Source organism: Paraflavitalea pollutisoli (genome assembly GCF_029360705.1).
GTDB lineage: Bacteria > Bacteroidota > Bacteroidia > Chitinophagales > Chitinophagaceae > Paraflavitalea > Paraflavitalea pollutisoli.
Window position 1 is genome coordinate 2,786,663 of sequence record NZ_JARKMX010000008.1, and the last position, 16,443, is coordinate 2,803,105.

Below are 16,443 nucleotides of genomic sequence, written 5' to 3' on the forward strand. Positions count from 1 at the left end.
AACGCCTTTCATGTTATTGTCTTTTCGGACATCCATGCTTGACACTCGTTGCCTCGATGTCCCGACGCAAGTCGGGATTGCCTCGTTGCCTCAATCCCTTTCCTCACTGAAACACCGACTTCAAATACTTCGTATTCGCCCCGTAGTTCACTTTCACATTGGTTGGCTGCTTCGCGTCGCGACTACGCTCTACGACCAGCCAGCCTTTCCACTTCATTTTATCAAGCGTCTTTTTGATGGCTGGCATATCAACCTGCGGATCGTTTTCGAGCCATACGCCGTCCTTGTTGGTGATGTGTATCTGGCAGATATTTTTTCTCCCAAGCGTTTTCAGCTCACTCGTCACGTCACGACCTGCACCGATCGCATCTGCCACATTGAAATAGATCCTGATAGCGGGTGACCCGATCTCCCTGAGCAACTTCAACTGCTCAGCAGCCGACAAGGGCGTCTCGATACCGATCACCACCTTCGCTGCTTCTGCCATCTTACCCGCTTCACGCAGCCGCTCTACCACTTTGGCGCGTAGCTCCGGGTGCTTAACGAGGTCACACTGTACACCCATCGGTAAGAAGGCGATCTTTACATCCATCAACTGCATTGTCTTGATGCAATCTGCTATGCTTTGCTGGTACTCTTCCCGCTCGCAGAATGACTGCGCATAATAACCCGTCATCGCCAGCGAAGGGATCTCGATATGCAGGTCTCTGATCTTATTCAAATATTGCTGTCGAACGGTGTCATTCAACAATTGGTTGTCGAAAGTTGGGCGCTTGCCCAATCCACCCATATCCACCTCTACTCCATCGGCGCCCAGGTCTTTGGTCAATTGCAAGGCGCCCAATTTCTGGCGCTTCAGCAACATCAGGTCGATCAGGGCAATCTTGTATCGCTGGGCTGATAACAGGAGCGGAGCAGCTACCAGCATCAATAACAGGCTGGCGATATAGAACGGCTTTCTAGTCATCACTGGGTTTCAGTTGTGCAGCACTAGCCCCGGGCCAGCTGCCGTTTACAATAGGTTTCAGTTCGAGTTTCGAAGGATCTACCTTCACGTATTTCATGCGTTCCCGGCGCCAGGTGTACATAATATGTACCATGCCGTCGGGCGTTTGTATCACGGAGGGATAAGAATACTGACTTACCGGAGAATCTTCGAGCACCAGGGCAGCCGACCAGTTCTTACCATCTTGGGAGATGGCCACATTCAACGGTGTTCGCGCGCCTTTTGCCTCTTTGCCCGGCGGCAGCACATGGTTGTAGACCAATAGCTGACGGCCATCTTTCAACGTCACGGCATCCGTACCGGAGTTGTTATTGGGCAGGCTGGTAGGCACCACGGGCGACCAGGTCTTGCCTCCATCTGTTGACCAGCTTTCTACCACGGCGCGATTGCGACTGCGGCACAACACCTGCAGGCGTCCATCGGCATAGGTGAGGATACTGGGCTGAATGGCATTAATGGTTTTGCCATCATTGATAGGACCGATCTTTCTCCAGTTTTTGCCCCAGTCGGTGGTGATCTCAAAATGAACCTTCCAGCCACTGCCTTCCGTACTCGACGCACAATAGAGTTCGTTACCAAGCAGCAATGGTTTATTCTTAACCGGCCCCAGGAAACCGTCGGGCAGGTTTTCTCTCGGCCCCCAGGTAAGACCATTATCCTTCGACCGCTTCATGTATCCTTTCCAGGTGGCGACACGCGAACCGATCTTGTAAAACAGTAGCAAATCGCCATTGGGCACCTGGTACAAAACGGGGTTGTAGCAGGGCCAGCGGGTTGTATCATCCAGTATGCCATCTGCCACCATCTCGGGTTTGGTCCATTGCCCATTCACCTGCCGGCTGGTATAGATACAAACATCTTTGTTGCCTTCTTTCGTACCCCCAAACCAGGAGGCGATCAACCCTTTCGGTGTCAACGCTATTGTAGAGGCATGACTTTCCGGAAAAGGGGAACGATCAAAGATGAATTCATCTACAACAATGCCCTTCCGGAAGCGGTATTGTGTGGTGAAATCATAACTGCCGGACCCAATGGACAATACCTGGTAGCGTCCTTCTGTACGCAGGTATTTTACGTCCTCCAGTTTTGCGATTGCCTTCCCACCTTCCAGCACCTCCTCCTGCGCATCAGCAGGCATATACACTTCGGCGGTTGTATTGGCCGGAATAGTCAGGCGCCAGCGGAAACCAGCCCGGGCAGCGCCCACCACCCAATGGCTCGACACCGCTCCATAAGGCGTACGATACGTCGCCCGAACTGAATCCAGTCCATCGATGCGCGCGGGCTTCATGATGATCTTTTTAAACGCTACCGCCGAGTCATCGCTGCGAATGCCAGCCAGGTCTTGGTAGAACCAGGTCAGCAGATCGCCCAGCAACATCACATGGTTCTGGGAATTCATCTGCGGGTTGGCCGTATTGCCATTCCATAACTCCCAGATGGTGGTAGCACCATTGGCTGCCATATAGCCCCAACTAGGATAGGTGTTGTTGGAAGCCAAGGTATACGCAATATCAGCCCGGTCAAATGCCGCCAGTCCGCGCATCAGGTACTGCGTACCGATCACGCCGGTACTGATGTGCATATGGTTATCGATCTTGATCTTATTGTAAATATTGTTGAACACCGCTTCTCGCGCACTATCGGGCGTGATACCAAAATGCAGGGGAAGCAGGTTGGCCGTCACCGTATTGTTGTCGTACCACTTTGTTTTGGCATTGTAGAATTTCTGCTGAAAGGCAGCAGCGATCCTGCCAGCCAATGCCTCATATTCCTGCACATCACCTGTTTTTCCCTGCAGGCTGGCAAAGTTTTTCATCAGCTGCAACAGGCGGTAGTAATAAGCGGTAGCGATCAGGTCACCGCGGGTAGTGCGGGTACTATCCTGCGACTTGATCAGTTCCAGCGACTCGGGCGGCACACACCAGTCGCCATATTTGTCTTTGGTGAGAATATCGTTCTTCAGGTACTTGCCCTGCATATAACCCAGCCATTTCTTCATGGAAGGATAGTGCTTTACGATCGATTGCTGGTCGCCGTATTGGCGATACAACATATCTGCCACCAGGATGTACACCCCGGGCCAGGTTACATTGTCGCTATAATAGTTCCAAAAAGCGGGTGCCACATCCGGGATAGCTCCCTCCGCCGTTTGTGACTGTTGAATATCATCCAGCCACTTGGCATAGAGTGCCGCATTGTCGAAGAGAAAACTTTCGCCCAACGCACCAGCAGCCCGATCACCCAACCAGGGCTGGCGCTCGTTGCGTTGCGGACAATCGACCGGCATTCCTTTGTAATTGGAAGCGATCCCTCTCCAGGCATTGGCATAAATGCGGTTGATCGTTTCGTTGGAAGATTTGAAGCTACCGATGGTAGCCACATTATCGTAGATCAGCTGCCCTTCAAAATCATTTACCGTTGGCACTCCCGGAAATCCTGTCACCTCCACATACCGGAAACCGTGATACACAAAACTGGGATGCCAGGTTTCGGCCGTTCCACCTTTCAAGGTATAGATATCAGTTACTTTAGCATCACGCAGGTTGGCGATATACAGTTCCCCGTTCGGCTGCAAACTTTCCGCGAAGCGCAGTTGGACCTGCTGCCCGCGCTGTCCTTTTACCGTCATTTGCAGCCAGCCGGCAAAGTTCACCCCCATATCCAGTATATAGCGTCCGCCCGCCCCCTTTTTCACCGACACTGGTTTAAAGCGATCCATCACCTGCATGGGTTCATTCGACTGCGCCACGATCCTTCCTTCGGGCGCCACCACCAACTGTGGTGATATCCAACCAGCATCATTGAACCCAACCTTGTTCCAGCCTGGCCACTCTTTGGTGGCATTGTATTCCTCCCCATCGTATTCATTGTTGGTCCGTATAGGTCCGTCGAGGTTCAGCTTCCAGCTCTCATCACTGACAATCGATTGCTTTGCCCCATTGGCATATTCGATATCCAGCTGCAGCAACATTTTAGGAAACCCAAAGGTGTTTATCTTGGCCGGTTTGAAGTTTTGCCGCATGGTAAAAAAGCGACCATTGCCCAATACGGCGGCCACCACATTTTCACCTTGCTGCAGGTCTTTTGTCACTTCAAAACTATTGGAAAACACCGTTTTCCGGTAATCGGTCGGGTTGGGTGCCAGCACCTGATCGCCTATCTTTTTACCGTTGATGTACAACTCATATAACCCCAGCCCCACGATATGCACCGTTGCTTTTTTGATGGCGCTTTTTGCCAGAAAGCCTTTGCGGAGGTAACGCGCAGAAAGCCGTGAGAACTGCGTTACACTGTCCCAGGCAGAGGGGGTATCGTATCCGATCCATTTGCCTGTCCAGCCGTTGGCCTGCAACAACGACATCGACCAACTGGCGGGCGCACTCCAGGTACTTGCCCCTTTGTTGGTATATACTTTTACTTTCCAGTAATAATGACCGCCACTGGTCAGGGTCTTACCACCGAAAGGCACCAGCAGGGATTGTGCAGTGGTTATTTTGCCACTGCTCCACACATCGCCTTTATTGGCCGCCAGCAGTTGTGGGGTGGAAGCCACCAGCAATTCATAACCTGTTTGTACTACCTGGCGTTGTGTGGCCTGGATCTGCCAGCTCAGGCGGGGTTGAGCGGCATCGATACCCCGGGGTTCAGTACGCTGCTCTGTCTGCAGCGCCGCCACCCGGATCATTTGCGCGGATAAGGTGGTACTGATCGTTTGAAACAAGATCAGTAACAGGACAAGATATCGTGGGGTCATAATCATTATTGAGCAACATTGAAATTGAAGTACAATACCAATTCCTTCGCACGGGACCTGTCCTTCTCGTAATCGTAAAAGATATTCTTAAAGCCCATGGGGCCGGTTGTTTCGTTGCGTTGCGTTTTTGAACCAATACTGGCAATACCTTGCATAAAGGAAATATCACCCGTAGGGAAATACAGCATATAGTTTTTCCATTGATCTTCTTTCCAAGCAGGTGTAAACAAGCGCAGGAAAGTATCTTCATTGACTGCGACTACGGTAAAAGGCTGACTATCGGTAATGAAACGACACCAATACAGGTTGGCATGATAACCCTTGAACTCCGGATATACCCAGTTCTCCCCCGTCTCCGTCGCATTGTAGTCTTTGTGCCAGACACCAAACTGGTTTCCCTTCAGCCGGTTCTTCCAAACCCGGTAAGGACCGGCCCCCATGTACTCCACGGCTTTGATACGACTTTCAGGAAATGAAAAGTTCACACCCACAAAGTTGGTAAAGTACGCTTCGGGAAAATAACTCACGTGCAGCTTGACCCAGCCGGAAGGATAGATCGTCCACTCCATCACATTGAAGCTGCTCTTGCGGTCAAAGGCCGAACGAATCACCAGGTTCTTCCCCTCCATCTGGTGCGAAAAACCACTGAAGTTATTGACCCCTTCCTGCAATACCGGACCATTGTTGAAAGGCAACTCGCCTTTGGTATTCCGTACATTGGTCAACAGTCCGGTACGCTGATGAATGGCCACTTCTACACCGTTAGCCTTGATCTGATAGAGAGAATCACCAAGGAACATGGTAACGGCACCTGCTCCCGTTGTATCTACCAACCGCGCTGCCACCGTTGCAGGCCGTATGATGGGAAAACTCCAGGTAAAGAGCTCGCGGCCATACCGGTCTTTCGCGGTCACATACAGTGCTTCATACGATAACCAGTTTGCCGGCAGGTTCAACGCTAATTCCCCTTTTGCCCCAGGCGCCACCGAAGGTGCTTTGGCTGCCCCTTTCAGGTTTTGCCGTTTTTCCTGTACCCATTTGGACAAGTTCCAGCTGAAAGTACATTCATTGATATTTGTATAGTGGTACCGGTTTTCCAGTTTGAGTATACCATCAAAATCAGGAGCAATCTCCCGGTGCTCGAAATAGACCGGACTCCATACTTCTTTGATGGTAAAGTAACTACCCTCCTTTTCATGGTAAGGCCCAACGATGCCATCGGCACCGCGGTTCTTATCCGTATCCAGTATACCGTTCTTGTCTGTACGTACAACACCCTGGTCGGCAAAATCCCAGAGAAAACCACCGGCCGACAAGGGATCGTGCCACATGGTTTCCCAGTAATCCTGTAGGCCGGCGCCATGGCCCCCATCAAACCAACCATGGAGGAACTCAGTGGGCATCACGATCTCTCGACCATTGTTGTAATTGCCAATGCCATAATTAAACTCCCGGTAGTGTTGCGTTTCAATGCCACCAAACAATTGCCAGGGATGCACAACAGGACGTTGTTGAATATCGTGTTGTGTAAACAAAGCATCAAGATCGAAGTTGTGTCCCCCTTCGTTGCCATTGGCCCAGATCACGATCGAGGGATGATTGACATCATGCGCGATCATCTCGGCCACCCGCAACGAACCCGTGGGTGTATCATAATGTCCGTGCCAGCCGGCGAGTTCGTCCATGACAAACAAGCCCAGCGAATCGCAGACATCGAGGAAATGATCGTCGGGTGGATAATGGCTCATGCGCACCGCATTCATGTTCATATCCTTCATCAGCTGCACATCCTGGATACTGATGGCTTTGCTGGTCGTACGGCCCGAGCTGGGCCAGAATGAATGGCGATTTACTCCTTTCATCTTCACCTTCACCCCATTCACATAGATGCCATCGCGCTGCTTGACCTCAAGTGTCCTAAAACCAATACGCTCCTGTACCGTGTGTAACAGCTTACCGTTGCGCACCAGGGAGAAACCCACCTGGTACAGATTGGGATACTCCGGCGACCAAGGTTTGATGGCAGCAAACTGTGCCTTCACGGCCGTCGTGTTGCCCGCCCCTACCGCTACGGTCTTTGGCGTTCCCAGCTTTTTACCATCGATCGTATACAACTGCGTGATGAGTTGATCCCCAGGCCGGGCAGCGGTAGACCCTACCTGCGCGGTCAACTGACCATTGGCTTTCGCATCTACAGCCACCCGCCCGATGTATTGTTGCGGATACGCTTCCAGGTACACGGGCCGGAAGATGCCACCAAAGATCCAGAAGTCTGCTTTGCGCTCCGCTTCATTCACAGAGGCATTGGCCGAATGCTTGGCTACTGTCACCTCGAGTATATTATCAGCACCTTGCTTCAATAAGCGGGTAATATCGTACCGGAAGGCATAGAAAGCGCCTTCATGCACCGGCCCGGCGAGCTGTCCGTTGACCTTGACTTCCGCATCGGTCATCGCCCCTTCAAAAACGATCTTAATGACTTTATCTTTCCAGGCTGCCGGCACTTTAAAGTTATAACGGTACAATCCCTTCTCTTTACCCCTCACACTGTCCTTATCAAACCCGTAATTGTATTTTCCAAAACCCTGCAGTTCCCAACACGAGGGTACGGGAATGGAGGTCCACCGACCACTGTTACGGCCTTCGGTGCAAAAGAAATCCCAGTTCACCGTCTGGTCATTGCCTTTGCCCGACAGGTACAGCTTTTCCGTTTGCTGCGCAATCACAGCGAAAGGAATAACCAGTAGAAAACAATATATCAATCGCTTAAACATGTGCTATATTTGATGATCGCCCCGAATGATGCTGCTGACAAACAGACGAATATAGATTCGAGTCCCAGGGGGGGGGCACCCATCATTAACCATTAATCGACAACGATCCGCTCCAATTGCGCTGCACTCCCCTTCTTCACACCATTCACCCATACACTCAATCCCTTCCCACGGTTGTATTTACTCCCCTCCTTGTCCCAGATGATCGTCACGATCTTGCCGCGGTACAACACATTGTCCAGGCAGAACCAATCCCACTGTCCGGCGGGCAACAACGGATGCACCTCGATCTTTTCATCGGCCCGTGGGCGCAAACCCACCAGCCCGGTAATGATCAGGTCGTTGAACGTGGAATGGTTGTAATAGCGGCTCCGCTCTTCATCTCCCTTGAGCCAGTAACCCGTCTTCTCATCGAGGTATTCGCCAATATAAGGACGCCCCCGGTAATATTGTGATTCTACATATCGATTCAGTTGTTTGTACCAGTCTGCGTTGGTGACGGCCGTTTGATCATAATTGTTCAGCACATTGGCGAGGGCCGTCAATGTTTGCGATGTAGCAAAAGGCCATACGGCCCCATCCCACTCACACTTGCAACAGCCGTGGGTGCGAAAGGCCGGGTGACTACGATCCGCCGTCGTCAGTCCGAATGGAGCACAAAAGGTCTTTTCGTCATTCATCGTCTTCCAAGCTGCTTCATAGCCCTTATCCGGCAAGTTGAAGTACCAGGGAATGAACCCGATCGCCTCTTTCACGTTTGCCAGGGTATCGGCTTCCTTGCGTACTTCGAAGAAGTGCCGGTCATTGTCCCATAACTTTTGCTGTACAAGGCGTTTTATGGTATCAGCTTTGCGTTGAAAGAGACTGGCCGTAGCGGCATCCCCTTTCAGGGTCGCGATGGCCGACAGCGCTTTGGCATTGCCATACATATAGCTATTGATCGTAGGGCGGGCATTCTTTTCGCGACGGCCACCACTGATCGTTTCTTCCATACCGTCTTTCACATCAGATTGCCAAAACAGGCCACTGGGTAAGCGCTTTTCCGTTTCCCATACACTGTAGTCATTGGCGAGGTCGGTCAGCATATCTACCGCGTATGGGCGATCACCATTGACGAGGTAGCGGTTGTAGACGGCATCAGCCGCCCAGCTACTAAAACCATGGAGCTTTTTCATCGGCTTGCCACTATCGCCCCTGAACCAGACATGCAGGTATTGATCGAGGTATTGCTGATCGTGCAACCAACGGCCTTCATACACATGGTGCCCCAGGGCGCAGGCGATGAGGTTGTATTTGTCGGCATAGGAACGGTTGACCAGGAATTCGGTAAAGGCGTATCCTACCGGCGTTTGCTTGATGTGCTTCCGCATCGTCCACCAACGGTAATAATAGATCTCCTGCACATTGGCCTGCGGACATTCAAACAGCGGAATATTCCGTTGCATCCACTGCCAGGCACTATCATTGGGAATGGCCTGCACAATGTTCTCCTCCTCCATCGTATTGAAATAATCGACATAGTGCTTAAAGCTATTCGCCTTGAGCACCGTGCCGCCTGCATCCCCTCTCGATGACCGCTGCGCCACGCAGCCGGCCAGGATGGCCAGCACGGGAACCATAATATATAAACCGGATCGTTTCATTGAAATGTCATTTAAGCGACCTATCTGCCTCTTGCCTTTCCTGGGTGCCTTGCTGCCTCGTTGCCTCGATGCCTTATTGCGTCTTCACCTTCAGATACCCAACCGAATACACCGCTTCTTTGATCTGCTTGCCGGCATCGGGCAGGTCGGCAAAATTATCTGCCGGCGTATCGGGCGTCGGAAAGGTTCTAACGCCACCTGTCCGTAATACGATCCGCTCCACCGCGGGCAGGGGCGCAAACAGGATCTGCGCACCATACGCCTTGCCATTGATGTTCATCGTGTACATCCTGGCCGCTGTATTAATATCAACTTTGATATGATAGGTAGTACCAGCTTCGTATTTCAGCAATGTCTTGTAGCGCGCACCTGATTTGGAAACCAGTTGACTGTCGGGGCCAAACGTAAAACGCACACCCGCTGCACCAACGGAATCCGTCAGCTCGATATCCAGCTGGCCATGATCGGCCTGCGCCGGTGTTACGGAGAACTCCAGGTGCATGTTGCCGGCTGCCGGCAGCAGTCGTTCTGCTTTGGCATAGTCATGCGCATCTTTGTCTTTTAGTACCAGGGCACCATCGATGATATTCACCGGTGCCCACACCGGACTATACGTATTCCAATATTGTAACGCGGTAGCGGCCGGCAACTTACTGAAGTCCTCCTCGATGGGGCCAACAGCCTTGTTGGTGACTGGAACCGGAATAGAAGCCACCCAGATATCTTCTTTGTTCATGCTATAGCTTACCCAAGCCTTGCCATCGGGCGGAATGCCGTCACCTTCCTGGATGCCCCGCACATACTGCGGGCCATAAGACTTGTAGTTGCCGCCATATCTCATCGGCGTGATCTCGCCATTCACCAGCAACAGGTTTTGGTAATTCAACCCATCCTCACTGATCGACAAGGCCAGTGGCCAACGGAATTCAGAAGGATTGTATACGGTCAGGTAACGACCATCGGTCGTACGCTGTCCCCAGATCTTCGCGTTGCTGTTGACAAAACCTGGAGCACGCATCGGGTTGTACAACCAGCTCTTGCCCTCATCGGTCGAGATGGATGTCAGCGCGTGTTTCCAAAGGCCCACCGTACGGCCATCAGGCAGGTGGTAGAAGTTGAAAGCCTTGTATTCTTTTTTCACCGGGATTAAAGGATCGTCGCGATCCGCTTCTTCATTCCATTGCTGCATCATCAGTGGTTTCGACAACAGTTCCTCACAGGCTGCTACAAAAGCTACATCCTTGCTGCTCTTGTAAAAGGGGAAATTGCTATTCTTCTCGTTGAAGTCGTGGTTGTAGCGGATAAAATAGATAGGACCAAAGCTTCCATCTGCCTTGATTTCCCGTACGACGCGCCCTACCCCATTGCCGTCATTGGGATCATCTTTGCTGTCCATCGCTATTCCATAATAGGCCAGGGCCAGTAGCTTTTTGTTGGCGGCGGCATAAAATCCCATCCGCTGGTGCATCACGGCCACCAGGTTGCTGGCAACACCGGGACGGTCTGCCTTCTTAAACCCGTCAGGCACTTTATACGGCGGGAAGAGCACTACCGGCTCACCCCAATCGTAACCATCCTTCGATTGTACCAGCAGGGTTTGCCCCGGCGGCACATGTTCACCCACCGGGTTACTCAGGTATTCGAGGTAGAACGTATTGTTCCAATAAGCCAGCATGGGCGCATGGTTGTAGGTCCAGCCAAAGCTATGGGCAGCATCCTTCAAGTCACGGTGTGCACGTACCACTTGTACATTGTGTACGCCCATGGCCAGGGGCAACCGGCCATCGTGGTAGTCCACATTCACCAGCGTCTTACCCGTGTAGTGTACCGTATCCTGGTTCAGCAAGCCAGTCAGGATATCCGTCGATACCGAAAAGATGGTTCCATGTTTATGGCCTTCCGGCACGCCGATGGCCGTGTCCAGCCGGGTGAAGGTTTGGAAGTTGCTTGTTTTAACTGCACCATATTTTTTCTCCCGGTAGGCATCGAAATACACCAACCAGTCATTACCTGTCTTCACCACGGAAGGTCCTTCCGTGAAATTATCCGTGAACGCAGCTGTAACACCGGTATAAGGACCGAGCGCAGTTTTACCATAGGCCACTTTGATATTCCGGTTGGGACGTGTATTGTCTTTCAACACCAGTACATAATCCTGCGAGCCACGACGCACGATGGTAGCATCGATCACACTGAAACCGGGATCAAGGAATAATTTCGTCGGCGTAAAGGTCTTGAAGTCGGCGGTGGTCGTTACATACATCCGGTGGTTGTTGTTATCGTCTTCTATCCCCCGCTCGAAACGACCGGGAATCGCAGAAGCCCAGATGATGATGAACTGTTTGGTTTCCTCATCATAAAAGATTTCCGGCGCCCATACATTCACCACTTCTTTTTCGTGCTCCATCACCGGCAGCAGCCGCTGCTCGCTCCAATGGATCAGGTCTTTGGAAGAGGCGTATCCAAACCCTTTGTCGCCCCGCCAGCTACTGGTCCACACCAGGTGGAAGGTGCCATCCGGCCCCTGGGCAATGGAGGGATCACGCATCACGCGCTGATTGCCCACCGCAGGTGTCAGAAAGGTTTTATTGACATCATTCCAATGATAACCATCGTAACTGTACAGTAAGCGCAGACCATCGGTAGCCGGCTCATGGAAGGAGCTGAACAAATAAGCAGTGGTTGGCGTGGTGGTACTGCTTTCCAGCACCAACACCCAGTCGTTACCGGGCTGTGTGGCTCCGGGCGCATCGAAGTGCTGATAACCTTTATTGGCCACCAGTCCGATAGTTTCGGTACTACCATTACGGGGATTGAACCACGAAGCTTTGACGACGTCACCAGGGATCATCCCCATCGCCACCGTAAAAGGTTTGCCGGTATACGTATACAACCAGGCATAGGCTGCACCACGGAATGCTACTACCCGCTCATACCGTTGTCCGTTATCGATGATCATCGACTGGTCGGGCACGCCCTCCTGAAAAGGTTTGGACCTGACCAATTGCGAAACATATTTCATTTGTTCGGCACCGGGCGCATGCATCGCCGGCTGCCAGTATACCTTAGCACCGTAGGCGCGATCCTCATCTTTCGCACGATAGAACTGCATTACGGCACTGTGACCATAGGTATAACCCGCACCGCCCGACAAAGTATTCCAATAAGCATAGCGTCGCACGTCGGCATCATTCCAGAATCGCTCAGTAGTATCGTGTAATCCCTCCGGAATACCTTCATAAGATGGCTCTCCGTCCATAGTTGGCTTGACAGGCTGCAACTTCCAGTCTTCCTGTATGTATTTCCAATTGTCTTCTCCATAATGCGTTTCGCCCTTACTGGTATCCTGTGCATAATTACGGTGGCCACTTTGAAACATGTTGAAGTCGAGCCAGGATTCGTTGTGAAACCAGCGGGAAGAAGTCGTTCTGCCACGCGGATGGAAAGTCATCAAATGATTTTTATCGATCGAGCGGATCGTACGGCCGATCTGATTCCAGGTAGGCAAGGAATCGCTGCCGGGAATATCGCCACCATTGAGCCAGATGATATTCGATTTGTTCTTGTAGCGGTTCGCCAGGAATTGCGCATAGGTCCTGGCCGATGATTCCGTCACCCAGCCACTCTTTACATTGGTACCCCATACCGGCACCAGGGCCATATAGATACCCCGTTGCGCTGCCTGATCGATGATATAATCCACATGGTCCCAGAAATCGTATTGAGCAGGGTCGTTGGGATTGTTGCCCTTGGTGATGGCCGGACGCGCTACATCACGATTCACAATGGCAGAGTCACCATATACATTCACCGCTTTACGCACATCGTGCAATACCATTACCTGCACCACATTGAATCCTTGCTGCTTGCGTTGTTCCAGGTACTGTACCGCTTCCTCCCGGGTCGTTTTGATAAACAGCAACCAGCCGGTATCGCCCAGCCACCAGAATGGCTGACCGCTCTGTGTAACAAAATACCGACCATTGGGTGCGACCTTTAGTTTAGGTAAAGGCTTTACCTGCGCTTCCAATTGAACGACCAATAACAGGAGAGAACATATACTCGCTAAAAACTTCATGCGTGCTTTATTTTTTCTTCAACCACAAGACCCAGTTACCGCGGTCAGGTTTGGTGATACTGATTGATTTTCCACCTTTCACGGTATCCTTTGTCCGCTTTACCTCGCCATTCAATGCGTTGATCCAGTTTACGGTGTAGCTACCTGCTTCGGGCACCAGCTCCACGCTACCTTTGTCTTTGGCCAGGTCCTGCACCACATATCCGGTTTGCTGGTTGAACAGCATCCATTGCCTGGCAGGTTGTTGTGTTGCTGTCACCGGCTGCATGGTCGTTATGGCCTGCAAGGCTTCTTTATCCTCCAGCACCAGGGCAGGCATGGAGCCACCGGCCATCAAAACAGCCCAGGCATTACGATCATAGGCATCGCCTGAATAGACCACCGCTTTGTTGGGATATTTAGTTCGATACTCCAGTACTGCGCGGTAAACCTGTTCGGGTGAGGTGGCCTTGGGCTTCAGCAAACGGGCATGTTGCCGTGGGGCGAGTTGTTGGCCACCCTGTGGTGCATACGCCGAACCATCTGCCTGGTAATGCCAGTAGCAGATATCGATCAAATCTACCACGGCTGCCCTGATCGGATCGGCGAGGATGGCATCCTGCACATCTTTGGTCGTACTCAAACTGATCAACGGATGTTTACCGGTTTCCCGCTCCCAGGCAGCAATCTCATCCAGCCAGAACTGCACAAAATGCAAAGGGCCGGTATACTCCGCACTGATCTGGTGGATGACGCCACTGTTATTGGCAAAATTGTTCAGGCTCTGTCGGATAAATGCTTTGTGTAAAGCGCGGCGAACAGGGTGCGTGGTGTCGTAGAACTGCTCGGCCATAAAGATGCGTTTATCGCCCGCATAAGGCACCGGCTCGGGAAAACCAGTGTTGTTTATATTATTAGCAGGGCGCCAGGGGAAATCGGCATAGTGAGCCCCTGCTTCGATAATGTTGTGCTGGAAATAATGTTGTTGTACCAATACCAATCCTTTCTGATCGGCCAGCCTGGCAAACTGCTGCAGGCGATTCCAGTACCAGGGATTGTATTTGGTGAGATCGTATTTGCTGAGACCGTCCCAGGCCGTTTCGTTGCCGCCGCTGCGGGCAAAAGGCAACTCATAGTAAGGCGCCCATACATCGCCGTCCATACGGCGAATGCGCTCATGGTCATCACGACGACGCTCATACCACAAACCATAATTGTGATCGAAGACCAATACATGCGCTAGCTTCATCGAATCGGTCATCTGGTCGAGATCATCGGTAAGGCCCAATCCGGTTTTACCCGGTACATAGCGGCTGATGGCGGGTTTCATTTTCCCCAGTGCATAGCGGCGCGCACTGCCATTCCACCAGGGTTGTTCGTTACGAAGGCCAGCCACCAATCTTTCTCCCCGCACCAGCTTTCCCTGGCGTACTACCAGCGGATCGTAGTAAGTGATTGTAGGGGTATGGGCCGTACGCAGCTCATTGACATTTATAACACCAGCAGTGGTAACCGCCAATGGTTGCCTGGCCGCTGCCTCGCTGATAAAGGCAGACAAAGTTCTGGCAGGCGCCACTGACTGTTGCGTTAATTGCTGAGCAACTGCTACCGTTGGACTACTGGAAGCCTCCGACTCTACCGGCATCACCTGCACGCGGGCGTCCACGGCGGCACCGATACGTCGCTTCAGCTGTCCGTAATACAAACTCCTGGGTTGAATACTATTGTTCGACTCGCCCCAATAGCCATCACCGGCAAACTGGCTCCAGGACCCCAGCGCCCAGTTATTGGCAGTCGGCGGTTTATAACAATCGATCCGGGCCGCACTGCAATTCCACAGTACCCCATTGGCGACATTCCAGCCGGCGCCCTGGCCATCCTGGCCACGGTTGAGGTAACTGATCGCCTGTCCGTCTACATTCACCACATCAAACAATACACCGGCTGCCCAACTATCGATGCCACCACTGAAACTATAAGGCAATTTGGATTCACATTGCACAAAAGCGGTGGGGCCTGCAGCGCAAAACCCCGTCGCAAAGTCATGCATACCGTATTCGGCATAGCAACGTTGGAACAGCACTTGCTGACCAGTGGTAAAAAAAGTATTGCGCCGTTCGCCACCGATCTCCGATACGGGTTGCAGCGACTGGCAGTCTTCCACCGTAATCCGCGAGGCACCATCATACACCGCTACGGCCGATCCGGCAAAATGTTTGAACACTACCTGGCGTACCCAGGCATCCTGTACATCGTCGAGGGTGATGGCCATCCAGCGATGCGCCTCATCCTTTACATTGTTTTTATCATAATCGGAAATGAGTTGTATGCCTTCCACGCCACATTGCGTGATGCGATTGGGCCAGGTAAAGGAAGCCACGGTGGCGCCTCCATACTGTTGATCCAGGGCGGTGGTCAATGGCGCGTCGAACTCCAAAACATCTCCCTTCACCGACACTACCTTACGGTACCATTGCAGGTCACGCTGGCCGGGCTTCCAGCCCAGTGAAGTGATACCGCCCCCAAAATGATCGGTCCCCAACACATCGATCCAGGCAGCTGTACTGGGTCGGGTGATCATCACCTCATCGCCCGCTTTGAAACCATGTCCAGCAGCCACCTGCAGGGTTCTTGCATTCACAGGCACATAACGATCGGTAACATTCACCGCCGCCTTCATCGCCAGGTCATGCTGCCCTTGTATGCGTATCAGGGTGTGACGATCGAGGCCCGCTCCCACCAGCTTCGTACCCTCCTCACCGAAACCCTGTCCGCGCAATACCACACCAGAAACGTTCAACACCAGGGAGCCACTTACAGAATAAGTGCCTTTTTCCAGCAGCACCGCCCCACGCAGGCCATCCTTACCCATGGGCAAGCGGCTTACATAGTTGATCGCCGACTGGATACGGCCGGTAGCATCGCCATCGCTGACCGGCACCACCACCTTAACGGCAGCCATCGGTATCACCTGCTCTCCGGCAGCATAACCACAATAAGAAAAATCAGGAATACGGTTACCCAGCGAGTCAGGCGTATACTGCAACTGACCATTGCTGGTGAAGATGGGCGCCGGAGGAGGTTTCACGCCTTTCTGCGCATAGGCAGCGGATTGTGAGCATACACAAGCACCAGACAGGAATATTTGCCAAACTATCTTACTCAAGGCAATCGTTGTTTTAGATCCGAATTTAAGTAAGTCTTCA

The 16,443-nt window shown here is 52.2% G+C and carries 6 protein-coding genes; all 6 read right to left on the bottom strand.

Translation table 11 applies throughout. The features are described from left to right. Nucleotides 1-103 precede the first annotated feature (103 nt). The 6 genes from P2W70_RS24795 to P2W70_RS24820 all read right to left on the bottom strand — a co-directional run bounded on the left by P2W70_RS24795 (nt 104) and on the right by P2W70_RS24820 (nt 16,403). The gene (locus tag P2W70_RS24795) at nt 104-967 is read right to left on the bottom strand and encodes a sugar phosphate isomerase/epimerase family protein (protein ID WP_276485389.1); all 864 of its coding nucleotides are present in this window, start codon (nt 965-967) and stop codon (nt 104-106) included. After that, on the bottom strand, nt 960-4,763 hold the full coding sequence (locus P2W70_RS24800; RefSeq protein ID WP_276484236.1) for a family 78 glycoside hydrolase catalytic domain: 3,804 nt from the start codon (nt 4,761-4,763) through the stop codon (nt 960-962). Before P2W70_RS24800 ends, P2W70_RS24795 begins: the two co-directional genes overlap by 8 nt. Before the next feature lie 5 nt (nt 4,764-4,768). Then, nucleotides 4,769-7,537, bottom strand: coding sequence for a glycoside hydrolase family 2 protein (locus P2W70_RS24805; RefSeq protein ID WP_276484237.1), 2,769 nt, complete (start codon nt 7,535-7,537; stop codon nt 4,769-4,771). 92 nt (nt 7,538-7,629) lie between these two features. After that, nucleotides 7,630-9,180 (bottom strand): MGH1-like glycoside hydrolase domain-containing protein, encoded by a 1,551-nt coding sequence (locus P2W70_RS24810; protein WP_276484238.1) that lies wholly within the window; start codon nt 9,178-9,180, stop codon nt 7,630-7,632. 73 nt (nt 9,181-9,253) lie between these two features. Next, nucleotides 9,254-13,258, bottom strand: a complete 4,005-nt coding sequence (locus tag P2W70_RS24815; RefSeq protein WP_276484239.1) for an apiosidase-like domain-containing protein — start codon at nt 13,256-13,258, stop codon at nt 9,254-9,256. A 7-nt stretch (nt 13,259-13,265) separates the two neighbouring features. Then, nucleotides 13,266-16,403, bottom strand: a complete 3,138-nt coding sequence (locus tag P2W70_RS24820; RefSeq protein WP_276484240.1) for a DUF6298 domain-containing protein — start codon at nt 16,401-16,403, stop codon at nt 13,266-13,268. Nucleotides 16,404-16,443: the final 40 nt, after the last annotated feature.